The organism is Parapedobacter pyrenivorans (assembly GCF_014636865.1).
Classification (GTDB): Bacteria; Bacteroidota; Bacteroidia; order Sphingobacteriales; family Sphingobacteriaceae; genus Parapedobacter; species Parapedobacter pyrenivorans.
In genome coordinates, this window is the sequence record NZ_BMER01000001.1 from 1,882,164 (window position 1) to 1,905,183 (window position 23,020).

Genomic DNA, 23,020 nt, shown 5'->3' on the forward strand with positions numbered 1-23,020 from the left:
TAGGCACTATAACGTGTGTACAAAAGATGAGCTCACTGAGAATATTTTTATTTCGCAGGATACTTGGCACGAATAATGCGGAAAATCGCTATCATTTATTTTATAATATATCACAATGCAAGAAGGCGTAGTAAAATTCTTCAATGAGACCAAGGGTTTCGGATTCATCACCCCGATAAATGGTGGTGAGGATGTTTTCGTTCACGTATCCGGTCTGATCGACCAAGTTCGCGAAAAAGACGATGTGTCTTTTGAAATCGCCAAAGGAAAAAAAGGGCTGAACGCGGTGAACGTAAAGCTTATCTAACAGAAAGTCAATTGGATTGGTTTTCATTGAAGCTGCCCCTTAAGGCAGCTTTTTTGCATTTACACTGTTTCGTAGCTACCTTCGTTTGTTTGAACCAATTCAGTCGAGATGCCCGGACATTGCCACGAAGAAGAAAAGGACCTATTGGTTCGATTTAATTTTTGTGATCCATTTCGTGACGAAATGACAGCGCAGGCAAATGCACGTATGACACTAGAAGCAAAGCATATTTTGATAAATGTAATAATGATATGAGGAGATTTTCATCGTTAACTGATCAAGCAGCAATGCTGGGAATGTATGCGCGGATATCAGCGTTCGATAATTAAAAGTTTCCACATAAACTATGGTAAATGCCGGTACTTGTGATTGCACTTGTCAGTATTATTTCGTAATATTGGATTTTCAGAACACGTAATTCATGAACCGCAGAGGGGCTGTACGAACACTATTATACATAGCGGGCGGCACATTGGTGCTGCCCGCTTGTTTCCGCCAATCCGGCGCGCCAAGTATTGCATTGCAAAAGCTATCGGTGAGCGAAGCGGAAGAACAACTCCTTGCGGAGCTTGCCGAAACACTTTTTCCAACCACTGATACACCGGGTGGTAAGGAGCTACTGTTACATCTCTTTGTACTGAAAATGGTAGACGATTGCCACGGCCCTGAAGACCAACGGGCTTTTTCCGACGGGTTATCGGCATTTATCCAGTGGTCCCACGGCAAGCTGGGGCATTCGTTTACTCTGGCTGCTCCCAACGAACAAGTCGCGCTAGTTGAGGCGATTCAGACGCGGGCGGACGACGATATTGCCAAATTTTACGCGATGTTCAAGCAAAGGGCCATCCAAGGTTACCTGAACTCCCAGTATGTAATGACCAATCTCGTCAAATACGAGCTCATCCCCGGCCGGTATAACGGATATTTCCCAGTGGAAAAAGACTAACAACATATGGCAAATCTGGCAATAGACAGTATAAAAGACCGCACCTTTGATGCAATTGTGATCGGCTCCGGTGCGAGTGGCGGGTGGGCGGCAAAGGAATTTACCGAGAAAGGATTGAAAACATTAGTATTGGAGCGGGGCCGTGACGTTGTACATGTGAAGGACTACCCTACGACCAATCTGTATCCCTACGAGTTGGACCACCGGGGGGAGGTGACCTATGAAGACAAACAATTGAATCCTATTGCGAACCGGTGTTACGCTTATAAGGAAGATACCGCACATTTTTTTGTCAAAGACGATGAACACCCTTATATCCAGGAAAAGGAATTTGATTGGATAAGGGGGTACCAAGTAGGGGGGAAGACACTTTTATGGGCTCGGCAAACCCAACGATGGAGTGAATATGATTTTGAAGGACCGGCACGGGACGGATTTGCGGTGGACTGGCCAATCCGTTATGACGATATCGCGCCATGGTATAGCTATGTGGAACGTTTTGTCGGCATTGCCGGTAATCGCGACGGTGTGGCTACGTTGCCTGACGGCGAATTCCTGCCGGCATATCCGCTCAATGCCGCTGAAGACCATTTTAGGGAAGTGGTTAGTAAGCATTACCAGGGGCGCCATATTATCAGTGCACGATGTGCTCACTTATCGCAACCGCAGCCCATCCATATCCAACAGGGCAGGGTACAGTGCCAAAACCGCACATTGTGCCAGCGGGGATGCCCGTTTGGGGGGTACTTCAGTAGCAATGCATCTACCATTCCATGGGCCCAGAAAACAGGAAATCTGACGCTCAGGCCTTTTTCGGTAGTCCATTCCATCTTATACGATCAGGAATCTGGGAAGGCCACGGGCGTGCGAGTGGTGGATACCAATACGAAAGAAGAAATGGAGTTCTATGCCCAGGTAATCTTCGTGAATGCATCTACGCTGAACACCAATCTTATCCTGATGAATTCGCTGTCGGATCGTTTCCCCGAAGGATTGGGTAATGATAATGGCTTATTGGGTAAATATGTCGCTTTTCATAACTATACCGCGCGGATCAGTGCGGAATACCATGGTTTGTCCCAATATAAAACCGATGGGCGGAATCCGGCCGGCGGCGGTTATATACCCAATTTTAGAAACGTACATCGACAAGAGACCGACTTTCTTCGGGGCTGGGCTGCGGCGTTTGGCGCCAGTAGGCCTGAGGTACGCGATACCGGGGGAGTAGGGGCCGATTTGAAAGAAGCCCTTCAGCTGCCAAGGCTGGGTGACTGGCGCGTACATTCCCATATGATGGCCGAAACCATACCCAAGGAAAGCAATCGCGTTTGGCTGGATACTAATAGGAGAGATGCATGGGGCGTTCCGCTACTGCATGTGTCCATCGAATACGCTGACGACGATTGGCAGCGCCGCCAGGATTACTATGAGCAGATGACCGAGATGTATGAAGCGGCCGGCTTTACCAACATCAAGACGACGGATGATCCACGCCGACCGGGCAACGATATCCACGAAATGGGTGGTGTACGCATGGGGCACGATCCGAAAACCTCGCTATTGAATAAGTGGAACCAGCTTCATGGCTGCAATAACGTATACGTCACCGATGGAGCTTGCATGACGTCTACGGCAACGCAGAATCCGACACTGACTTATATGGCACTCACAGCGCGCGCAGTGGATCATGCGGTGGCTGAGCTGAAAAAAGGAAACTTATAGGCTACGGCGACTATCGGCCGAAATCGTCCTGTACCCGTACGATGTCATCCTCATCCGATGGATTATTTGCATCGGTGTGTTGCCAGATCTCGGCCAAAACGCCCCATTCATCTAACCCTACAAGACGGTGGCGCTCTCCTTGGTTGAGTCGGATCACATCCCCTGGATTCAGGATTTGCAATTCATGCTCTTCATCGGTATCGCTGGTCACCACACCTACGATACCACGCACAACTTGCCAAATCTCTGCACGGCGATGGTGGTATTGCCAGGACAGGCGCTTTCCGGGTGCAACAACCAGAATCTTCGGACTTAGTTTGCCCGATATCTTGAGTTCCTGTACGTCGAGCCCATTAAAATAGGTGTTGGCAAACTGTTGTGCTTGCGACTCCTCGATGACAAAAAATCCACCCCATGGGCGGGTTTGATCTTGCTGTACGATCTGAAATCCTTGGCCGTCAAGAATTCCTTCTATTTCTTTAAAGAGCTCTTCCTTTGCTTGGTAAGTCATGGGTTATCTTTTGAACCGGCTAATATAACAGAATCCGGATAGGATTTCAAAGACCTATTCAGTTTTTAATGAATTTGGTTTTCCATCAAACGCACAATTGCAACCTTTCGAGCAGCCCTTATCACCCTTGATTGATCGCTTGGTCCGCCGGGCGAGGAAAACCACCGCTGCAAAAAACAAGGTGCCGATGATGAGGTACTGGATGGTAATTGAGTCCATATTATTTCAGAAATTGATAAGCTAATAACGCAGCAAAATAAGCAAATCCCGTCATAAATGCCAGTTGGATAACCGTCCATCTCCAGGAATTGGTCTCTTTTCGGACAATAGCAATGGTGCTCATGCATTGCATGGCAAACGCATAAAATAAAAGCAACGATATGCCGGACGCAAAGTTATACGATGGACGCCCCGTATTGGGGTTGATTTCGCTGGCCATACGTTCTCTGATAGTCAATTCATCATCGGTGCCCCCTAAACTATACACGGTGGCCATCGTACTGACAAATACTTCCCGTGCGGCAAAAGATGCAATGAGTCCGATGCCCATTTTCCAGTCATAGCCTAGGGGCTCGATGGCCGGTTCAATGAATCGCCCCAGTGTGCCCAATAGTGAATATTCGAGCTTTTGGGATTGAACTTCATTGTCAAAAGCTTCATCTGAGATTCCGGGGTTTTCCACGCGTACAAGTTCTTCGGCATTATTAAACCGTTCGCTCACTCCGAAAGATCCCAATACCCAGAGGATGACACTGATTGCAAGAATAATCTTACCTGCGCCGACCACAAAACCCATGGTCTTATCCCAAACATTCAATAAAACATTCCGGATTACGGGATATTTGTAAGTGGGCATTTCCATGATGAGAAAACTTTTGTAGTTGGTTTTCATCAGCTGCTTCAGTACCCATGCACTTCCCAATGCAGCCAATACACCTAACGCATACATCCCGAAAAGAACAAGGCCTTGTAGCTCGAGTCCTAAAAACCGGTCTTGCGGAATGACAAGGCCGATGATGACGATGTAAATGGGTAACCGGGCGGAGCATGTCATAAACGGGGTAACCAATATGGTAATGAGCCGTTCCTTATCGTTTTCAATGGTCCGGGCAGACATTACTGCCGGGATAGCGCATGCAGCGCCAGACATCAGGGGTACCGCGCTTTTCCCACTGAGCCCAAATGGTTTGAGCCAACGATCCATCAGGTAAACTACCCGGCTCATGTAACCCGATTCCTCCATGAGGGAAATAAAGATAAATAGCATGGCAATCTGGGGAATGAAAATGACGATGCCGCCAATGCCGGCAATGATGCCATCGGTGAGCAAGCCATTAATTGGTCCGGGTGGAAACCATCCACTGGCGCTTGCGGCCAACCATGCGAAAGCGGAATCGATCGCGTCCATAAAGGGGCCCGACCAGCTATAAATAGCTTGGAAAATCAATAGCAGCAAGGCAAAGAAAATAATATAGCCCCAAAAGGAGTGGATGAGCAGCTTATCCAAACGTTCCGTAAAATTCTCACGCTTTTTAGCCGGATCTTTCACCACATTGGTGAAATGGGTGTCGAGCATGGTATGCCTCGCCATGGTCTCCTGTACCTGAAGCCGGTGGTAATTGATGTGGTGTGCTTCGCGAATCGTGCTGATTTCAGCGGATACAGCCGGATCCAGGTGTCTATTATGTTTCTGAGATAAGTAAAGCCATGCAAGATAGTCATTCCGCTCGCCAGTCCGTTCTTTGACCTGTTGTATTGCAGAAGAATATTCGTCTGGGATAGGGAATGACGCTGTATAGGTAGTTGGTTCGAACTGCAATGCGTCCTTTAACGCCTCAATGCCTTTGTTCGAACGGGCGTCAGTCAAGATCACTTTCGTGGACAGAGCTTTTTCCAGTTTCCCTACGTCGATAGCAACCCCCGCGCGCTCGGCTTCATCAAGCATGTTGGCCACAAAAATGGCCGGTAGTCCCATCTCCCTGATTTGCTGGTATAGCAGCACCGCCCGCTTCAGGTTGAATGGGTCGCCCACTACGACCACTAAATCGGGATGGTTGGGATTGGTTTCATCCACCAGCACTTGATATACAACCTCCTCGTCTACTGAAGACGGATGAATGCCGTACGCTCCCGGCAAATCGATTAGGTGATATTTTATACCTTGATGGGTGAAATTGCCAGTTTTCTTTTCTATGGTCACCCCAGGATAGTTGCCCGCTTTCTGTCGCAGTCCAGTCAGTTTATTAAACAAAGTGGATTTGCCTACATTCGGATTTCCAACCAGGGCAATTTTCAGCTCCGTCATAGTTTATGATAAGGATTCGATTAAAATAAGATCTGCTTCGGTTTTGCGTAATGCGACAAAATTGGGGTTCCCTTCAATGCCGATGCAAATCGGGCCGTTGAATGGCAATTGCTGCTTTACAGTGAAAACTACTCCCGGTAGAAGCCCCATCTCATAAACCTTTAAAGGGACCTCATTGGAAACATATCCGGTGATGGTAGCCACTTCTCCTTTTTTTAAGTGGCTAATGGATTTATTCTGGGAAATTGCACGCATAGTCATAAATAATCCCCAAAGGTACTAATTCCGTACTAATTTATAATAAATCTAAACGACGAAATTGGGATAGGCTATCGGCGCTTACAGAAAAATATCTTATTTTTGTTGTTTATCCTGTGTTTTTTTAACATAAATAGTTAAACCTTCTCAGCATCATGTCCGAATTAGACGTGCAAAACACGGCTTTCATGCAGGCGGTATCTTTTGTAAACCATACCAACCGCAACATTTTCCTTACTGGCAAAGCCGGAACGGGGAAAACCACATTCCTGAAATATATACGGCAGCACAGTTATAAGAAAATGGCTGTGGCGGCACCGACCGGCGTCGCAGCGATGAATGCAGGAGGAACCACGTTGCATGCGCTGTTTTGGTTGCCGTTTGGTCTATATATCGAGGATTACGAATTGGCTTGGAACGATGATGATAACCATATTTACAATCGCCGACGACTGTTTGGAAAAGTAAAATTAACCAAACAACGGCGTGCATTGCTGCAAGAAATAGATTTGCTGGTCATTGACGAAGTATCCATGCTTCGGGCGGATACCCTGGATGCCATCGATGCCATTCTGAAGAATGTCCGCCGTGATGCACGCCCTTTCGGCGGAACACAGGTACTCTTTATCGGTGATATGTATCAACTGCCACCCGTCGTGAAAGATCGTGAACGGGAGATCATGGGTCAGTATTATCCCAGTCCGTTTTTCTTTGACGCCAAGGTGTTGCGCGAATATCCACCTGTTTTACTGGAACTAAAGAAAATCTATCGGCAAAGCGAGCAGACCTTTATCAACATCCTCAACGACATTCGTAATAATTGCTGTACATTGCAGCAATTGGACTTGCTTAATGGCTATTATAAGCATGATTTCATGCCTCCTGCAGACGAGGCCTACATCACACTTACTTCCCATAATCACCGGGCAGATACCATTAACAAACGGGAACTCGATACATTGGTCGGAAAAACAGTGGCGCTAAAGGCCAAGGTATCAAACGATTTTCCGGAAACCCTGTATCCTGCTGAGATGGAGCTTGCGTTGAAAATAGGTGCGCAGGTGATGTTTATCCGGAATGACAGTGGCGACGAACGGCGGTATTACAATGGTAAAATCGGGCATGTAAAACACATCGATTCAGCGGGAGATAACCTGATTGTTGCATTTAAAGATGGAAGTGATTCCGTGGAAGTAAAGCGGGAAGAATGGGAGAACATCCGCTATAATTACGATAAATCACAGGATAAAATAGAGGAGGTGGTACTGGGCACCTTTGCACAATTCCCGTTGCGATTGGCTTGGGCCATTACGATCCACAAGAGTCAGGGACTAACGTTCGATCGGGCCATTATTGATGCCGGTGCTTCCTTCGCAGCGGGACAGGTATACGTGGCATTGAGCCGATTGCGTACGTTGGATGGATTGGTACTGCACTCGCGTATTAGCCCGCATAGCATTCGAACAGACCAACAAGTGATCCGCTTTTCGAATAATGCCGTGCCGGAGGATGATGTGATTGCCTTGCTGGAGGCATCGCAGCGCAATTATATCGGGCACCTGCTCCTGCAGGCCTTTAGGTGGGACAGGGTCGTCGAAACATCGGCGATGCTCCGTACCGACTTGGCTGCCCGAAACGTCGCAGATCAGGAGGAAGCCATGAAATTCTTACAGGTTGTATGCCTCGCCTGTGAGACACTGCTGGAAGTGGCCAATAAATTCCGGAACGAACTGCATAGACTGCTCAATCAGCAAGATCATGTGGATTATCCCCGGATCCATGAACGCACATCCAAAGCCGCTGCATGGTTCCTGCCCAAGATAGATGAACAATTGATTAAAACCATGGAGCATCACATCAACGTATGGGCGATTAAGAAACGGACAAAGAAGTACGTGGTGGAATTGAATAGTCTATTGGTCGATTTCAAACGAAAAAGGGAGCAGTTGCGACAATGCAGTACCATTACCGAAGCACTTGCAAAGGGGGGTGCCCTGCAGGAAATCATGGTTAGCGCGGCGGGACTGAGCGCCATTGCCATCGCACCTGCCGAGCTGCCCGATACGCCCGCCGCTCGCAGAACTACCAAAGGCGAAACGAAACGAATCAGTTTCGAACTCTTCAAATCCGGCCAATCCATTGACGAAATTTCCACCGAACGTGGATTGACTCGTGGTACCATCATTGGTCACCTCATTGATTTCATCGGTAGGGGAGTAGAGCCTACCCAGTTGATGGCCGCATCCAAATTGGAGGCCATTCATGAGGCATTGCGGAAAAATCCGGATAAATCTTCCTCGGCAATCCGGTCGATATTGAACAACAACGTAGAATACTACGAAATTCGCATTGCTCAAGCGTCCATTATTCACTAATTTCCCGTATCTTTAGTGCCTTTATTTTTCATCTATAAAGTAAGTCTTTAATGGCAGATGAGAGAAAGTTTTAGATACTACCGTCGTTAAATGCAGCAAGTTGATACTATACAGTCCCATGAATTGGTCTATTCTGTCTGTGAACACCCCTATCTGGGCTACCTGATAGAACCGCATGTGGTGCAGCTCAATGCCAACGGCGGACATTCATTGACCCATCGCCGCGTTTTCAGTCATACTGCGGTCGATTATGCATCGATACTGGATGATACGGATTATAAGCTCATCAAGCTGCTGGAAGAGGTTGAGCAGACTCATATTATCAAACGTTATTACAAAAAGCAGATAAGGCCTGCGGATTTCTTTTCCAAGGTCTTTGATAAAAAGCTGTTTGAATATATCCGGCCTAAAATTGAGTTACGCTTATTACAGGCATTGGCATTGATAGGAAGTAAGCCCTTGTTCCTGATGAGTAAAGACGGCTATGCCGCCGACCAACGGATTGAAATCGCTCCGAAACCCGCGTCTATATTGTTCCATTTCAGGCGTGATGAAGAAGAAACCCGCTATTTCCCCACCATCAAGTACGACGGGCAGCGTATTGAGTTTATGTATAAAGATGCACAGGTAGTCGTTAATCAACAAGCCTGGCTGCTGCTCGAAAACGTACTCTACCATTTTGATCAACCCTTGGAAGGGAAAAAGCTATCGCCTTTTTTGCAAAAGCGATACATCTCCGTGGCCCGGGCTACCGAACGTAAATATTTCGAAACGTTTGTACGTGGATTGATTGAGAAGCATCATGTATACGCGGAAGGTTTTGATATCGAAACCTACCAACACGATGCCATACCTGTGATTAAACTGCTCTACGTGGAAAACGGGATATCGCAATTGCAGCTGAATTTTCGTTATGGTCCCTACCTGTTCTCATCGGGTAGTGAGCATAAAGTAACGGTGAGAATGCAATATGACGAGGCTACCGACAACTATACTTTCCACCGCATCAAGCGGTCGTTAAAATGGGAAGAAAGCAGGATGCACGAGTTATTGAGTATGGGCTTGCATAGAACCAGTGCGCTCTTCAGTAATCTAGAGCCTTTACCTAATGGCGTAGAAGCCGTATCGGCAATGGATTGGCTTCGCGACAAAAATGACGAGCTTCATCGTTTGGGTTACGGTATCGTACAGGACGACCCTAATAAGCGATTTTTCTTTGGCCGGACTGAACTCGACCTTTCCGTCAAGGAAACCAACGATTGGTTTGATGTAGAGGCCATAGCACGTTTTGGAAGCTATGAGATTCCGTTTGCCCAATTGCGCAATCATATTCTTAGTAATATCAAAGAATTTGTATTACCAAACGGCGAGGTGGCTGTGATACCTGAAGAATGGTTTGCGCGGTATAACCACCTTTTTCAACTATCGGAAGATAAAAAAAGCATCCGGCTAAGCAAGTACCATATTGGATTGCTCAACGATATCTCTGAACACGCTGCCTTGACGATGGATCGTAAAGTGGAACGGCTGGCCGGCTTTGATGCCATCGAGGAGGTATCAAAACCGAAGCGGTTTTCGGGCTCGCTGCGCCCATACCAACAAGCTGGCTATAATTGGTTCCACTTTTTGCAGAAATATCGGTTCGGTGGTTGCCTGGCAGATGATATGGGCCTCGGCAAAACCATTCAGACATTAGCGCTACTCCAAAAGCAAAAGGAAGTAGGGCCTCCGGATGACGAAACGTTGGCATCGCTCATTGTCATGCCCACATCACTGGTGTACAATTGGCAAAACGAAGCAGAGAAATTCGCACCCGACCTACGTTTATTGATCCATACGGGGGTCGCGAGGTCAAAAGATCCCGCGGTCTTTGCAGACTATGACCTGGTGATCACCACCTACGGTATCGTACGTAGCGATGAGGATTTATTGGGAGGGTTTTACTTTAATTATATTATCCTCGATGAGAGCCAGACCATCAAGAACCCAACATCGAAGTCATTCAAGGCTGTAAAAGGGCTTAAAAGTAAGCACCGGTTGGTGCTGAGCGGTACACCCGTCGAAAACTCCGTAGCGGACTTATGGGCGCAGATGGCTTTTCTGAATCCGGGATTGTTGGGCAGTTACCATTATTTCCAGCAAGAATTTGTACAACCCATTGAAAAGAAAAAGGATGAGGAGAAGGCGAGGAGGTTGCAGGCCATGATCAAACCATTCGTACTTCGGCGAACCAAGAATCAGGTGGCCACCGAACTCCCGCCCAAATCGGAACAACTATTTTACTGCACGATGGGCGAGGAGCAAGCCGAACGCTACGAGCGGGTAAAATCCGAATACCGGAATGCCATATTGGAGAATCTCGGCGACGAGAGAGCCAAAACACCGCAGATTGCCTTGTTGCAAGGACTCACGAAGCTCCGCCAGTTGGCGAATCATCCCCGGATGGTAGATAGTACCTTCGAGGGGGAATCGGGCAAATTCGAGAGCGTGATCCATACGCTCGAAAATGTGCTGCAACGGGGCAATAAAGTGCTGGTCTTTTCACAATTTGTCAAACAACTGGTCATTTTCAAGCAGTATTTCGACAGGCATAATATCGGATATGCCTACCTGGACGGCGCCACCAAAAACCGTGATGAGGTGGTCAAGCAATTCCGGGAGGATGAGGATACCCGGCTATTTCTGATATCCATTAAGGCCGGCGGTGTTGGACTTAATTTGGTCGAGGCGGATTATGTGTTTATCCTTGATCCTTGGTGGAATCCGGCAGTAGAACAGCAGGCTATTGACCGCACGCACCGTATTGGACAGACCCGAAATGTCTTTATCTATAAATTCATTACCAAGGATACCGTAGAGGAGAAGATACTAGCGTTGCAGAACCGCAAGAAAACCATTGCCGATACGCTTATCACCACAGAGGAGAGTTTTATCAAGTCGCTCTCACAAGATGATATTAAGGAGTTACTTGGTTAAATACCTCCAGTGCGCCCTTCATCCGTGCCACGGTTTCGTCACGACCCAATAGCGTAGCGATATCGAATACATGTGGACCGAATTTGCCACCAACCAGCATGATGCGGAAAGGCAACATCAATTCGCCGATCTTCATGCCGGAAGCCTGGATGGCCAATTTGTAGAAATCTTCGAGTTCGGCACCGTGCCATGGTTCGAAAGTCTCAAGCCTTGTAATAATGTCTGAAAAGAAAGCGGCTTTTTCACCATTCCATTTAGGTTGGACAGCCTGCAGGTCATAGTTTTCGGGGCGTTTGAAGAAAAATACCGCTTGTTCCCAGAAATCGGGAATGAAGGTGAGGCGTTCTTTAATCAGACCCAGTACATCCGTGAGGTACTTTTCGTCTATACCGTGAATACCCTTGCCTATCAATAGGCTATAGAGCTGCGGGATCAGCGTGGTGTCAGCGCTCCGCTTTATCCATTCATGGTTAAACCATTTCGCTTTCTCGTAATCGAATTTCGCACCCGCCTTGCTGATTCGCTCCACCGAAAATTTTTGCACCAGTTCGTCGAGGCCGAAGAGCTCTTGATCGGTGCCATCATTCCAACCCAGTAAGACAAGCATGTTGACGAATGCCTCCGGAAGGAAGCCCATTTCGCGAAAGCCTTTGGTGATTGTACCAGTCTCGGAATCCTGCCAATTCATCGCGTAAACCGGAAATCCAAGACGGTCGCCATCTCGTTTGCTCAATTTGCCATGACCATCGGGTTTAAGGATGAGTGGAAGGTGTGCCCATTGCGGCATGGTATCACGCCAACCGAGGTACTCCCACAGGAGAATATGTACCGGCGCAGATGGTAGCCACTCCTCCCCGCGAAAGACGTGGCTAATAGCCATATGGTGGTCGTCTACCACCACCGCAAGGTGGTATGTGGGCATGCCATCGGCTTTCAACAAAACCTTATCGTCTATCAATGACGATTCGAAACTCACTATCCCGCGAATCATATCGTCAAAATGGATGGTCTCGCCCTCGGGCATCTTGATGCGAATAACGTGGGGGTGGCCCGACGCCAAAAGCTGTTGGGTCTCGGCAGCGGTCAGGTTGAGGGAGTTGCGTAATTGCAACCGGTTTTCATAGCTGTACCTGAAATTCGGGTGTAGCTTACGTTGTGCTTCCAGGTCTTCGGTGGTATCGAAAGCATAGTAGGCATAACCATCTGCAACAAGCTGTTCTGCATAGGTGCGGTAGCTTGCCTTACGCTCACTTTGGCGGTAGGGGCCATAATCACCACCATGCGAGGGGCTTTCATCGGGCTGTATGCCACACCACCTAAGACAGTCTTGGATGTATTCTTCTGCGCCAGCAACAAAGCGAGTCTGATCGGTATCCTCAATTCTAAGTACAAATGTGCCGCTGTGTTGTTTGGCAAACAAGTAATTGAACAATGCCGTGCGCACGCCACCCAAGTGCAACCCGCCGGTGGGACTTGGTGCGAAACGCACCCTTACCTTCCTGTCTTGATCCATGGCGCAAACTTAGATAAATTTATCAAAATCTGTCGGTCTCTCAGCGATCTTTGACGGGCTTTTTACATCGGAAATATAAAATATACACCTACCCAAACCACCATTCAAGGAGAATTATGTATTTTGCCGGAAAATCAGTAGGCGTCGACATTGTAGATGAATCCTTATCAGTATAACCAGCAGCGATGGAAATTTGCATTGCTGATATTTGCGGCGCTCATCGCGGCGGCATCGTTGCTCTATACCAATTACCTGGTCCGGAATCTTTCGAAATCCGAGCGGACTAAGGCAGAGGTTTGGGCAATGAGCACACGGAGTATCATTACCATGCCTGATGTGGATGATGAGATGATTACTTTCATTTACGCTGTCCGTGACAGCCTTGCGTTGCCCGCCATTATTGCTGACGCCCGGGATAGCATCATCTATTGGCGTGATCTGGATTCCACCAAAACCAATATTTTTGAAGAAGATGGTGATGAAAATCTACAATATGACCCGGCATACTTCAATCGGCAGCTGGCCATCATGAAAAAAAGCCATCCGCCTATTGTTATCGACATTCCAAATGGGACCCGATGGTTTGTCTATTACAAAGATTCCCTGTTGTTGAATCAGTTGCGATTTTTTCCTTACGTACAACTCACATTGATCGCGATTTTCCTGGGCATCGCATACACCGTATTCAATTCCATTCGCAAGTCGGAGCAAAACCTGGTGTGGGTGGGTATGGCCAAGGAGGCGGCACATCAATTGGGCACGCCAATATCTTCGCTCATGGCCTGGCTGGAACTGGTCCGGGCGAAGTTCGATGCCGAAAACGACCCATTGCTCATCGAAATGGAAAGTGATGTAAAGCGCTTGGAGGTCGTTGCAGATCGCTTTTCAAAAATTGGCTCAACACCGGTGCTGAAAAGCCAAGCCGTGTATAAGGTGGTGGTCGATTTCGTTAATTATTTCAAGGTGAGGACGAGCGACAAGATTGTGTTTAACGTATCCGGTGAAACCAAGGTACAGGCCATGCTCAATGTGCCGTTGTTCGATTGGGTGCTTGAAAATTTATTGAAAAACGCGGCAAATGCCATCGAGTCAGCGGGTAGGATAGATATCGTTATCTCAGAAAACATTGCGAAAGAGCAAATTTTTATCGATATTAGCGATACGGGAAAAGGAATACCGCGGGCCAAGTTTGAAGCTGTTTTCCAACCAGGATTCACCACCAGAAAACGTGGTTGGGGTTTGGGGTTGAGCCTTACCAAGCGGATGATCGAATACCACAAAGGGCAGATTTTTGTGAAAGAGTCGGAAATTGACAAAGGAACCACATTTAGAATTATATTACCAAGTAGCCAAACGTATGAACCCGCTCAAATCTGACGACTATCCAGTAATTTATTCCGCCTATGTTGAAACCATCACGGGAGACGTGACGGAATTGCTCGAAGAGCAAATTTTAACATTCCCGGAATTTCTGAAACATATCCCTCCCGGCAAATCGGAATACGCCTACGCCGAAGGCAAATGGACAATTAAGGAGGTGGTAGGCCACGTCATTGATACCGAACGTGTCATGGCTTACCGGGCCTTACGCTTTGCACGTAATGATACCAAAGAACTGATTGGTTTCGAGCCCGAAGACTTCGTTGCCAATGCACGTTTCAATGAGCGGTCATTGGAGAGTTTTGCCGAGGAGTTTGTATTGGTACGAAAATCGAACCTGCTACTTTTCAAATACCTCAATGACCATGAACTATCCCGCAAAGGGATTGCGTCCGAGCGGTTGATTAGTGTGCGGGCTTTTATGTACATCATCGCTGGTCACCTCAATCACCACCGGAATATCATCCGGGAGCGGTACCTGGGAGAGTGATCGGTGATTTGTGATGAGCAAGCGGTTGGTCTTTGATGAAGAAATAAAAAAAATGGAGCATAAAAAAACCTTTTTAATTCCATTTTGTAGTTATGGTATCTACGAAACCATTTCCATGGTTTTTATGATACGGTTTAGGTGTAGGAAATGCCCCGTCTTATTCGGGGCGTTTCCTATTTTTTTGAATTAACCGACGACCGTCCCATGACCACCGTTCGCCACGCACTAAAAAGAAAACAACCGTTTGCATAATCTTTTTTGTTTCAATTGTTAATTTTATTTTATAGTCTTGCAATAAAACAACAACTACTGATCCAATATGAACGTAAATTCCAACACTCCTAAGTCCACAATGGGTCCCATGGTAATCATCGGAGCCCTTTTTTTTATTTTTGGTTTCGTCACTTGGTTAAATTCGGTGCTGATACCCTATTTGAAGATTGCCTGTGAGCTCAATCATTTTCAATCCTACTTGGTTACATTTGCCTTTTACATCGCCTATCTGCTAATGGCCCCGGTTTCCACAATTACATTGCGGTTTTTTGGGTTTAAGAACGGAATGGCCGTGGGGTTGATTGTCATGGCTGTAGGTGCGCTGTTATTTATTCCGGCGGCCATGAGCCGTACCTACTTGTTATTTCTAATCGGTTTATTTGTACAGGGTGGTGGTTTGGCAATACTGCAAACAGCCTCTAACCCTTACATCACTATTATCGGCCCGCCGGAAAGTGCCGCCCAACGTATTAGTATTATGGGCATTTGCAATAAATTTGCAGGCGGGCTGGCGCCAGTTGTATTGGGATTTTTCTTGTTGAGTGATACCGATGGACTGACCGAACGGATCGCTTCCTTATCGGCGGTTGAACGTGCAGTTGAGCTGGATGCGTTGGCGGCGAAAGTCATTGCTCCATATGTAGGGATTGTGGCGGTATTGGTTATTTTGGCATTTGTGATCTTCAAGTCGTCGTTGCCGGAGGTTGATACCGACGCGGAAGATGAAGAGGTTGCGGCTTCCAATACCGGCAAGAAGAGTATTTTTGAGTTTCCCCATGTATTGCTTGGCGTATTTACCCTGTTTTTGTATGTCGGTGTGGAGGTTATCGCTGGCGATACGATCGTAAGCTATGCGTCTAGCCAAGGAATACCGCTTACACAAGCCAAGTTCTTTACAACGGCAACGATGATATCGATGGTCGTTGGTTACGTGGTAGGAATCATTACGATCCCTAAGTACATTAAGCAAGAGCGCGCATTCGTTATCTGTGCGATTTTGGGATTGCTGTTTTCATTTGGGGCATTGGCCACGTCCGGTATCACGTCCGTCGCATTCATATCGTTACTCGGACTGGCAAATTCGTTAATGTGGCCCGCTATTTGGCCACTCGCGCTTGCCGGTGTAGGTCGGTTTACCAAGGCAGCCTCCTCATTGCTGATTATGGGTATTGCAGGGGGAGCCATTATTCCGTTAGCGTACGGTGCCTTGGCGGATCATTTTACGCCGCATCAAGCTTATTGGGTTACCATACCCTGTTATCTATTTATCCTTTATTACGCCGTAAGTGGTCACAAAGTAGGGAAGGCCAAATCCCGTTAACGGGATTTGTGCCTGATTTTCCTGCACCAATTTTACTACGGTGCAGGAAACCAGGACTTGGTGAAATAATAACCTATTAACGCTGTGTGTATTTCATCTAGTATGCTGGAATTGTAATATTTCGGTAATGATGAGTGTTGCTTGGCGATATTTATTAAATTCGAACCTTAATAAACAATGACAAGCAATATGAAGAAACCACTAGTTATTACGGCGATGATTGCCGTAGCGGTTGCCATGGGCTGGCAGCCTGCAAAAGCTCAACTGAGGTTGCCTCCGGCGAGCAGTTCGCAGACCGTTACCCAAAGTCTGGGCATCAGCACGGTGACGCTTACTTACAGCCGTCCAAATCTGAACGGTCGAAAAATATTTGGTGGGCTCGAACCCTATGACCAGGTATGGCGCACCGGAGCAAACGGGATTCCTAAGCTAACGTTTGATGGCGCCGTGACAATCGCGGGCACGAAGGTGGATGCGGGCACCTACGGGTTGCTGACCATACCGGGTACTGATAAATGGACGGTTATTTTAAGCAAAAACAGTGAGCAATGGGGTGCCTATACCTACAAGCAAGAGGAAGATTTATTCCGTTTTGAGGTAAAGCCGGAGCAGCTAGACAAACCGGTGGAGACTTTTACGATTTCTTTTTCAGATGTAAAGCCCCAAAGTGCCCGGTTGAACATCGCTTGGGAAAACACGAAAATCAGCTTCGATTTGATGGTTGATCAGGATGCGGAAATCATGGCTTCCATCGATGAAGCGATGAAGAGCGAGAAGAAACCATATTTCCAGGCGGCACAGTATTACTACAATAACGATAAAGACATCCAAAAGGCGCTTGAGTGGGCGAACGAAGCTGACCAAGCAGCGGCTAATCCGGCACCCTACATCAAGTATTGGAGGGCACGGATTCATCTGAAGGCGGGCGACAAGCGGGGGGCGATTAGAATAGCGAGACAAGGTGTTGAAATTGCCAAGCAGCAAAATAACCCCGAATACGTGAAACTGAATGGCCAAGTGATTGCCGAAGCGGCGCAGCAATAAAAGACGAAGATACTATGGAGAATCCCTGAAAGCCCGGACCCGGGCTTTCAGGGATTCTTTCGTTATAGCGAAGCATTCAGTAATTCTTCCAATTCTTCGTGGCTGATATTCATATTCACGTTGCCGTCCTTAGCGAAAGAGATTTCTCCGGTCTCTTCGGAAACCACCACGGCGACCGCGTCACTCACTTCGGTTACGCCAATGGCAGCACGGTGGCGCAGCCCGAAATGGAGGGGCAAATCTTCACTCTCTGAAAGCGGTAGCACGCAACTGGCTGTCATGATTTTGAAATCTACGATGACCACTGCACCGTCATGAAGCGGGCTGTTTTTTTGAAAGATACTTTCAAGCAATCGTTTGGATAGGTGGGCATCCATGTATTCCCCGCTGGTTTGATAATATTCCTCATCAAAGTACTTGGCAAAGACAATCAACGCTCCCGTTGAGGATTTGGACAGGTTCCTGCATGCATCGATGATAGGCTTGAGATGTGCGTGGTGGTCACTCTCGGCGGTCTTCTTGTTCACAAAAACAGACCACAGGAAATTTTTGCGCCGTACAGAAATATTTTTGCCAATATGGATAAGGAAACGTCGGATCTCCTGCTGGAAGACCACAACGAGTGCTAAAGAGCCTACACTGATGAAGCCACCGAAAATTTCGGTAAGCAGATGCATGTTAAACTGCTTGACGAGCAGAAAAATGACGTAGATGAGCCCCAGTCCAATGAGAATATTGACAGCAATGGTACCCCGTATGAGGCTGTAAACGTAGTACAGGATGACGGCTACCAAGAGGATGTCAACGATGTCCAGCAACCGGAAATTAAAATCGAAGCTCTGCAAGTCCATAACCTTCGCAATTTAAGAAATTTATACCTTTGTCATGTATAAAAAACGAGTGCCATGGCAAGACTTTCAGTCAATATCAATAAAATCGCAACACTCCGCAATTCGCGAGGAGGCAACAATCCGGATGTACTCCAGACAGCACTAGCCTGCGAACGGTTCGGTGCACAGGGAATCACCGTACATCCGCGACCCGATGAACGGCACATCCGGTATCAGGATGTCTATGATTTGAAGACAGCTATCAAAACTGAATTGAATATAGAGGGCAATAGCCGTGAGGATAAATTTGTCCGTCTGGTGTTAGATACGCAGCCCGCTCAGGTTACGTTGGTACCTGACGACCCGAACCAGATTACCTCAAACCACGGTTGGGATACGGTCAAGCACCAAGCTTATCTCATGGATATATGTGCGCTTTTCAAGAGCGAAGGTATTCGGGTTTCCATATTTGTGGACCCCGATCCGAAAATGATTGAAGCAGCGGCAGGTACGGGTACCGATCGTGTAGAATTATATACGGAAGCATATGCCCGGGATTATCTTGATAGCCCAGAACTAGCGCTGGCCCCTTACCTGGAGGCGGCTAAAATAGCGCAGCAGGTAGGCCTAGGTTTGAATGCCGGGCATGACCTCGACTTGCACAACCTGCGGTATTTCAATCAACACATACCTGGATTGCTAGAGGTGAGTATTGGCCATGCGCTGATTGCTGACGCGCTTTACCTGGGTTTGGAAGAAACAATCAGGCAATATCTGGAACAGTTGGCTTAACGTTCAGCTGTTCCCCCGACTCGTTAATTAATCCCCATGAAGATCCGGTTCCAGCGGATCTTATCGAAGAATGTGCCGTCTTTATCCCAGCTGAGCCATACGAACAATGCCTTACCAACGATGTGGTCTTCAGGTACGAACCCCCATGTCCGCGCATCTTCAGAATTATGGCGGTTGTCACCCATCATCCAATAATAGTTCATTTTAAACGTATAGCTATCAGCCTTGGTACCGTTGAGATAGATGCCGTCATCACGGCTCTCCAAGGTATTGCCTTCGTACACGCGGATGGCGCGTTCGTAGAGGGGCATGGTTAAACTATCAAGGGGAACAGTCCACCCCGTTTTCGGAATAATGAGTGGGCCAAAGTTATCGATATTCCAATGATACAGCGCGGTGTTCGGAAATACGCCGGGCTCGTCGGTATCCTGGTGCCTGATATTGGGAACGATTTTAGTTACATTGGCCCAGCCCTTTACTTCTTCATAAGCCTCTTTGGTCAAGAAAAGCTGATAAGGTTCGCGTGCATACGGACTGTATTCAATACGCATATCCAGTAAACGCTGCGGATTCAGACCGGTACCATCCGTATAGACATAGTAATCCATTTGGCTATGTGGTGGTTCGAATCCTGGCTCTCCATTGACGTATAATTGAGCTCCAATCAACGAAATGGTATCGCCGGGAATGCCCACGGCACGTTTTATGTAATTCTCGCGCTTATCTATGGGCCTGTTGAATGGCGGATCGGCCTCCATCGGATAGTTAAATACAACCACATCATTGCGTTCAATCTGCTGGAATCCCGGCAACCGCTTATATCCGATTTTTATGCCCTCCCAATAGGCTTTGCCACCAATGAGGGGCATGGTGTGGTGTGCAAAGGGGAAGGCCACGGGGGTCATCGGCACGCGTGGTCCGTAATTCAGCTTACTTACGAAGAGAAAGTCGCCTACGAGTAGGCTTTTTTCCATCGAGCCGGTAGGGATCATATAGGCTTCGATCAGGAATCCCCTGATCAGTGTGGCGGCCACTACGGCAAACACGATGGCATCGGCCCATTCACGGGCTACGGTCTTCTTATAGGGGTATTTCTCTTTGAACTCGGGCGAAAAAGCTTTGCCGAGGTAAACGACTTTGGAGTCGTTTCCCCACCAGGGGAGTACGACAAAAGGCAGCAAAACGGTGGCGGTATATTCCCAAAACCGGCGCTTGCCGAAACTCTTTGCCAAATCGAGGTACAGCCCGAAGAAAATGAAAATATTGACGATGGGAATAAGCAACAACGCTATCCACCAGCCGGGATGTCCGGTTATCTTGGTCACGACGTACTCCCGATAAATCGGTATCAAGGACTCCCAGCCTTTACGACCAGCTTTTATGAAGAGTTTCCAAAGCCCAAAATGTATCAGAATGAGGATGATGGCAAAAACTAGGTATCCCATAGTTAGGTTTTTCTTTTAAATTCGTTTATCTGATGTGCTAAATGCGCCCGCCAAAGTTAAACATTTCAGTTACTTGATAAAATCCAGTCTTTCCCTCCAGCCATTCGGCCGCTACAACTGCTCCCAACGCAAAGCCTGCACGGCTATGCGCCGTGTGCTTAAACTCGATTTGATCGACTTCAGAGCTATATAGAACGGTATGGGTGCCCGGTACCTCATCGATACGATGGCTTTCGATAAGCAATTGGTTGGTTTTAGCAATGGCTTCGTCACCCTCGCCAATGAGATTGTTTATCCATTCAGTTTTGGAATCGGTATGTCCGATGATGCCCTCCGCAATCGTAATGGCAGTGCCACTTGGTGCATCGAGCTTTTGCGTATGGTGGATTTCCTCCACCTGTACATCATACTGTTTATACGGATTCATTGCAGCTGCCAACAATTTGTTGATGTGGAAAAACACATTCACTCCAATACTGAAATTAGAGCCATAGAGTAAGGTTTTGTTACCGTCCAGGCATCTTTTTTTTACATGGTCAAGCTGGTCATACCAACCGGTGGTACCCACCACAAGCGGGATGTTTGCTTCAAAGCACAGGTCGATGTTGGCTACAGCGGCCTCCGGTCTGCTAAAATCGATTGCCACATTCGCTCCAGCCAAGTCCGCTGCGCTGATATCTTCGCGGTTATTTTCATCGACGACGAGCTGGATTTGATGACCGCGCTGCTGGGCAAAACGCTCGATAAGTCGCCCCATTTTGCCATATCCAAGTAATGCTATTTTCATGTAAGTCAACTAGCTAGTTCGCAAACTTAAGAAGTTAAAAGTCAAAAGCCAAAAAGTTAAAGTCCGGTACACGTCTACGATTTCCTATCTAAAAACTAAAACTCACTTTGACGCCGGCGGCATAAGGCTGGTAGGCCAACGGAGAGGCCGGATTATTCAGTAGCGTAGGGAAGACGGTTACGCCTAATTCATCTCCAATGTCCCACCGGTTTTTGAGCATGGAATTGACATACGCTTCTACGGCTTGGAGACCCCACCAACCCAGCGTAACTAATACAGTGAGGTCCCGATTTCGACGGTAATTGTCCTTGGCTCTGATCATGTAGTCGGTTGTCGATTGATCCGCCTTTAGCCACGGATATTTCGTGTTTGGTGGGATAGCATTATTGTTGTTGACGCGGTATTGCACTTCCTTTAAAATATCATGGTAATATCGATTATTGAACTCGAAGACCAATACAGCGCTGACAAACCCACCATAGATTACAGGAACTTTGATCCACCACCAACCACCGTTGGTGATCTGACCCCATCCCGGTACCATCAGCGACTGTTTCCAAGGCCTGTTGGATAGGGCTTCAAGGGCCAACCTTGCGGAATCTTTGAATACCACCTGTTCCTGCTCTTTGGCTTCCTGTTCTTTTCTTTCCCGTTGTCGCCTTTCCCGTCGGGTTTCGCTAGCTGTCGTGTCAGCGGTTCCCACGGCAAGGCTATCGGCGGTTTTTTGGGTGCTATCGCGCTGGAGGCTGTCAGGCTCCTGTGCCTTCAAGGTACTTGCAGTCCCTAACGCCAACAGCAAGATGATTAGCACGCGATTCATCACCAGTCTAATAATTCGAGGATTCTGTTTAAGTCGTCTTCTGAGTGGAAGGGAATCTCGATGGCACCGGTACCCTTTCTGTCGGAAACCTTTAGCCGCACCCGTGTGGCAAACTTGGATGCGAGGTCGTCCTCCACTTTTTGGTACTGGAAAGACAAGGCCGTGGGCTTATTGTTTTTTTTACCCTGTTTACCAGCCCGTTGCTGAATGTCGCGGACCAGTTCTTCTGTTTTCCGAACGGAAAGCCCGTTTTTGATAATCTCGCGGAAAATATAAAGTTGCTTGTCTGTTTCGGGTACATTGATCAGCGCCCTGGCGTGCCCCATGCTGAGTTGGCCGTCGCGAATCGCAGCCTGTATGACTGGGGGTAATTTAAGTAGCCGCAAGTAATTCGTCACCGTAGAGCGATTTTTACTCACGCGTTCGCCAAGCTCATCCTGCTTGAGGTTACACTCTTCGATCATCCGTTGGAAGCTCAGGGCTACCTCGATGGCATTCAGGTTTTCGCGTTGAATGTTTTCAATAAGCGCCATTTCCAGCATCTGCTGGTCATTGGCGGTACGGATATACGCCGGTATCGTATTCAGCCCGGCCAGCTTCGCCGCGCGTAGCCGTCGCTCGCCACTGATGAGCTGATAGGTGTCGTTTTCGGCCTGCCGAACTGTGATAGGCTGTATCAGTCCCTGTAATTTTATGGAGTCCGCCAATTCGCGCAGAGCCTCTTCGTCAAAATCGGTCCGCGGTTGGAAGGGGTTGACGGCGATCTGCGAGATACGCACATCGCTCATATTGGCTGGTATTTTCTGGTCCTTTATGTCGCCTACTTCCGTGTTATCAACCGGTCGCTTGATTACCTCATCCGAATCGTCGAGCAGTGCACTTAATCCCTTACCCAAACCTATTTTCCGTTGTTGTGCTGCCATAT

At 47.6% G+C, this 23,020-nt stretch carries 19 protein-coding genes; 10 read left to right on the plus strand and 9 right to left on the minus strand.

Annotation, left to right across the window (positions count from 1 at the left end; translation table 11 throughout):
• The first annotated feature begins 115 nt into the window (after positions 1–115).
• The 3 genes from IEV98_RS07385 to IEV98_RS07395 all read left to right on the plus strand — a co-directional run bounded on the left by IEV98_RS07385 (position 116) and on the right by IEV98_RS07395 (position 2,975).
• Complete coding sequence (locus IEV98_RS07385; RefSeq protein WP_188505228.1) at positions 116–307, plus strand: cold-shock protein; 192 nt, start codon at positions 116–118, stop codon at positions 305–307.
• A gap of 421 nt (positions 308–728) precedes the next feature.
• The gene (locus tag IEV98_RS07390; RefSeq protein ID WP_188505229.1) at positions 729–1,253 is read left to right on the plus strand and encodes a gluconate 2-dehydrogenase subunit 3 family protein; all 525 of its coding nucleotides are present in this window, start codon (positions 729–731) and stop codon (positions 1,251–1,253) included.
• Positions 1,254–1,259: 6 nt separating this feature from the next.
• On the plus strand, positions 1,260–2,975 hold the full coding sequence (locus tag IEV98_RS07395; protein ID WP_188505230.1) for a GMC oxidoreductase: 1,716 nt from the start codon (positions 1,260–1,262) through the stop codon (positions 2,973–2,975).
• A gap of 10 nt (positions 2,976–2,985) precedes the next feature.
• On the opposite strand, the gene IEV98_RS07400 is transcribed toward IEV98_RS07395, so the two are convergent.
• From IEV98_RS07400 to IEV98_RS07410, 3 genes are all read right to left on the minus strand, one after another.
• Positions 2,986–3,486 carry a cupin domain-containing protein gene (locus IEV98_RS07400; protein WP_188505231.1) on the minus strand — a complete coding sequence of 167 codons (501 nt, stop codon included), beginning with the start codon at positions 3,484–3,486 and terminating at the stop codon, positions 2,986–2,988.
• A 220-nt stretch (positions 3,487–3,706) separates the two neighbouring features.
• Positions 3,707–5,791 carry a ferrous iron transport protein B gene (feoB, locus tag IEV98_RS07405; RefSeq protein ID WP_188505232.1) on the minus strand — a complete coding sequence of 695 codons (2,085 nt, stop codon included), beginning with the start codon at positions 5,789–5,791 and terminating at the stop codon, positions 3,707–3,709.
• Positions 5,792–5,794: 3 nt separating this feature from the next.
• Positions 5,795–6,052: a FeoA family protein gene (locus tag IEV98_RS07410; protein WP_229738615.1), complete on the minus strand. Its 258-nt coding sequence runs from the start codon at positions 6,050–6,052 to the stop codon at positions 5,795–5,797.
• Positions 6,053–6,204: 152 nt separating this feature from the next.
• On the opposite strand from IEV98_RS07410, the gene IEV98_RS07415 reads away from it, so the two are divergent.
• Together IEV98_RS07415 and IEV98_RS07420 are read left to right on the plus strand one after the other, a co-directional pair.
• A complete protein-coding gene (locus IEV98_RS07415; RefSeq protein WP_188505233.1) occupies positions 6,205–8,424 on the plus strand; it encodes a helix-turn-helix domain-containing protein in 2,220 nt (739 codons plus the stop codon).
• 90 nt (positions 8,425–8,514) lie between these two features.
• A complete protein-coding gene (locus tag IEV98_RS07420) occupies positions 8,515–11,400 on the plus strand; it encodes a DEAD/DEAH box helicase (protein ID WP_188505234.1) in 2,886 nt (961 codons plus the stop codon).
• Here IEV98_RS07420 and gltX read toward each other — a convergent pair.
• A complete protein-coding gene (gene gltX, locus IEV98_RS07425) occupies positions 11,381–12,913 on the minus strand; it encodes a glutamate--tRNA ligase (RefSeq protein WP_188505235.1) in 1,533 nt (510 codons plus the stop codon). The genes IEV98_RS07420 and gltX overlap by 20 nt on opposite strands.
• A gap of 156 nt (positions 12,914–13,069) precedes the next feature.
• On the opposite strand from gltX, the gene IEV98_RS07430 reads away from it, so the two are divergent.
• The 4 genes from IEV98_RS07430 to IEV98_RS07445 all read left to right on the plus strand — a co-directional run bounded on the left by IEV98_RS07430 (position 13,070) and on the right by IEV98_RS07445 (position 17,421).
• Positions 13,070–14,290 carry a sensor histidine kinase gene (locus IEV98_RS07430; RefSeq protein WP_188505236.1) on the plus strand — a complete coding sequence of 407 codons (1,221 nt, stop codon included), beginning with the start codon at positions 13,070–13,072 and terminating at the stop codon, positions 14,288–14,290.
• Positions 14,271–14,783 (plus strand): DinB family protein, encoded by a 513-nt coding sequence (locus IEV98_RS07435; RefSeq protein ID WP_188505237.1) that lies wholly within the window; start codon positions 14,271–14,273, stop codon positions 14,781–14,783. Before IEV98_RS07430 ends, IEV98_RS07435 begins: the two co-directional genes overlap by 20 nt.
• A gap of 319 nt (positions 14,784–15,102) precedes the next feature.
• Positions 15,103–16,377 carry a sugar MFS transporter gene (locus IEV98_RS07440; protein ID WP_188505238.1) on the plus strand — a complete coding sequence of 425 codons (1,275 nt, stop codon included), beginning with the start codon at positions 15,103–15,105 and terminating at the stop codon, positions 16,375–16,377.
• A 189-nt stretch (positions 16,378–16,566) separates the two neighbouring features.
• On the plus strand, positions 16,567–17,421 hold the full coding sequence (locus IEV98_RS07445; RefSeq protein WP_188505239.1) for a DUF2911 domain-containing protein: 855 nt from the start codon (positions 16,567–16,569) through the stop codon (positions 17,419–17,421).
• A 62-nt stretch (positions 17,422–17,483) separates the two neighbouring features.
• Here the strand turns inward: IEV98_RS07445 and cdaA are convergent, their stop codons facing one another.
• A complete protein-coding gene (cdaA, locus tag IEV98_RS07450) occupies positions 17,484–18,272 on the minus strand; it encodes a diadenylate cyclase CdaA (protein WP_188505240.1) in 789 nt (262 codons plus the stop codon).
• 54 nt (positions 18,273–18,326) lie between these two features.
• Here cdaA and IEV98_RS07455 point away from each other — a divergent pair, with 54 nt between their 5' ends.
• On the plus strand, positions 18,327–19,043 hold the full coding sequence (locus IEV98_RS07455) for a pyridoxine 5'-phosphate synthase (protein WP_188505241.1): 717 nt from the start codon (positions 18,327–18,329) through the stop codon (positions 19,041–19,043).
• 23 nt (positions 19,044–19,066) lie between these two features.
• Here the strand turns inward: IEV98_RS07455 and lepB are convergent, their stop codons facing one another.
• The 4 genes from lepB to IEV98_RS07475 all read right to left on the minus strand — a co-directional run bounded on the left by lepB (position 19,067) and on the right by IEV98_RS07475 (position 23,018).
• Complete coding sequence (lepB, locus tag IEV98_RS07460; protein WP_188505242.1) at positions 19,067–20,488, minus strand: signal peptidase I; 1,422 nt, start codon at positions 20,486–20,488, stop codon at positions 19,067–19,069.
• A gap of 37 nt (positions 20,489–20,525) precedes the next feature.
• On the minus strand, positions 20,526–21,275 hold the full coding sequence (gene dapB, locus IEV98_RS07465; protein WP_188505243.1) for a 4-hydroxy-tetrahydrodipicolinate reductase: 750 nt from the start codon (positions 21,273–21,275) through the stop codon (positions 20,526–20,528).
• Between the two features lie 88 nt (positions 21,276–21,363).
• Positions 21,364–22,095: a DUF5683 domain-containing protein gene (locus tag IEV98_RS07470; RefSeq protein ID WP_188505244.1), complete on the minus strand. Its 732-nt coding sequence runs from the start codon at positions 22,093–22,095 to the stop codon at positions 21,364–21,366.
• A complete protein-coding gene (locus IEV98_RS07475) occupies positions 22,095–23,018 on the minus strand; it encodes a ParB/RepB/Spo0J family partition protein (protein ID WP_188505245.1) in 924 nt (307 codons plus the stop codon). The genes IEV98_RS07470 and IEV98_RS07475 overlap by 1 nt, the downstream gene beginning before the upstream one ends.
• Positions 23,019–23,020: the final 2 nt, after the last annotated feature.

Bases quoted from the DNA above. Each gene is read 5' to 3' on its own strand.
- feoB (WP_188505232.1), bottom strand. From the start codon at position 5,791: ATGACGGAGCTGAAAATTGCCCTGGTTGGAAATCCGAATGTAGGCAAA.
- IEV98_RS07390 (WP_188505229.1), top strand. From the start codon at position 729: ATGAACCGCAGAGGGGCTGTACGAACACTATTATACATAGCGGGCGGC.
- IEV98_RS07475 (WP_188505245.1), bottom strand. From the start codon at position 23,018: ATGGCAGCACAACAACGGAAAATAGGTTTGGGTAAGGGATTAAGTGCA.
- IEV98_RS07410 (WP_229738615.1), bottom strand. From the start codon at position 6,052: ATGACTATGCGTGCAATTTCCCAGAATAAATCCATTAGCCACTTAAAA.
- IEV98_RS07445 (WP_188505239.1), top strand. From the start codon at position 16,567: ATGAAGAAACCACTAGTTATTACGGCGATGATTGCCGTAGCGGTTGCC.
- IEV98_RS07440 (WP_188505238.1), top strand. From the start codon at position 15,103: ATGAACGTAAATTCCAACACTCCTAAGTCCACAATGGGTCCCATGGTA.
- IEV98_RS07385 (WP_188505228.1), top strand. From the start codon at position 116: ATGCAAGAAGGCGTAGTAAAATTCTTCAATGAGACCAAGGGTTTCGGA.
- IEV98_RS07395 (WP_188505230.1), top strand. From the start codon at position 1,260: ATGGCAAATCTGGCAATAGACAGTATAAAAGACCGCACCTTTGATGCA.
- gltX (WP_188505235.1), bottom strand. From the start codon at position 12,913: ATGGATCAAGACAGGAAGGTAAGGGTGCGTTTCGCACCAAGTCCCACC.
- dapB (WP_188505243.1), bottom strand. From the start codon at position 21,275: ATGAAAATAGCATTACTTGGATATGGCAAAATGGGGCGACTTATCGAG.
- IEV98_RS07435 (WP_188505237.1), top strand. From the start codon at position 14,271: ATGAACCCGCTCAAATCTGACGACTATCCAGTAATTTATTCCGCCTAT.
- IEV98_RS07400 (WP_188505231.1), bottom strand. From the start codon at position 3,486: ATGACTTACCAAGCAAAGGAAGAGCTCTTTAAAGAAATAGAAGGAATT.
- cdaA (WP_188505240.1), bottom strand. From the start codon at position 18,272: ATGGACTTGCAGAGCTTCGATTTTAATTTCCGGTTGCTGGACATCGTT.
- IEV98_RS07430 (WP_188505236.1), top strand. From the start codon at position 13,070: ATGAATCCTTATCAGTATAACCAGCAGCGATGGAAATTTGCATTGCTG.
- IEV98_RS07420 (WP_188505234.1), top strand. From the start codon at position 8,515: ATGCAGCAAGTTGATACTATACAGTCCCATGAATTGGTCTATTCTGTC.
- IEV98_RS07415 (WP_188505233.1), top strand. From the start codon at position 6,205: ATGTCCGAATTAGACGTGCAAAACACGGCTTTCATGCAGGCGGTATCT.
- lepB (WP_188505242.1), bottom strand. From the start codon at position 20,488: ATGGGATACCTAGTTTTTGCCATCATCCTCATTCTGATACATTTTGGG.
- IEV98_RS07455 (WP_188505241.1), top strand. From the start codon at position 18,327: ATGGCAAGACTTTCAGTCAATATCAATAAAATCGCAACACTCCGCAAT.
- IEV98_RS07470 (WP_188505244.1), bottom strand. From the start codon at position 22,095: ATGAATCGCGTGCTAATCATCTTGCTGTTGGCGTTAGGGACTGCAAGT.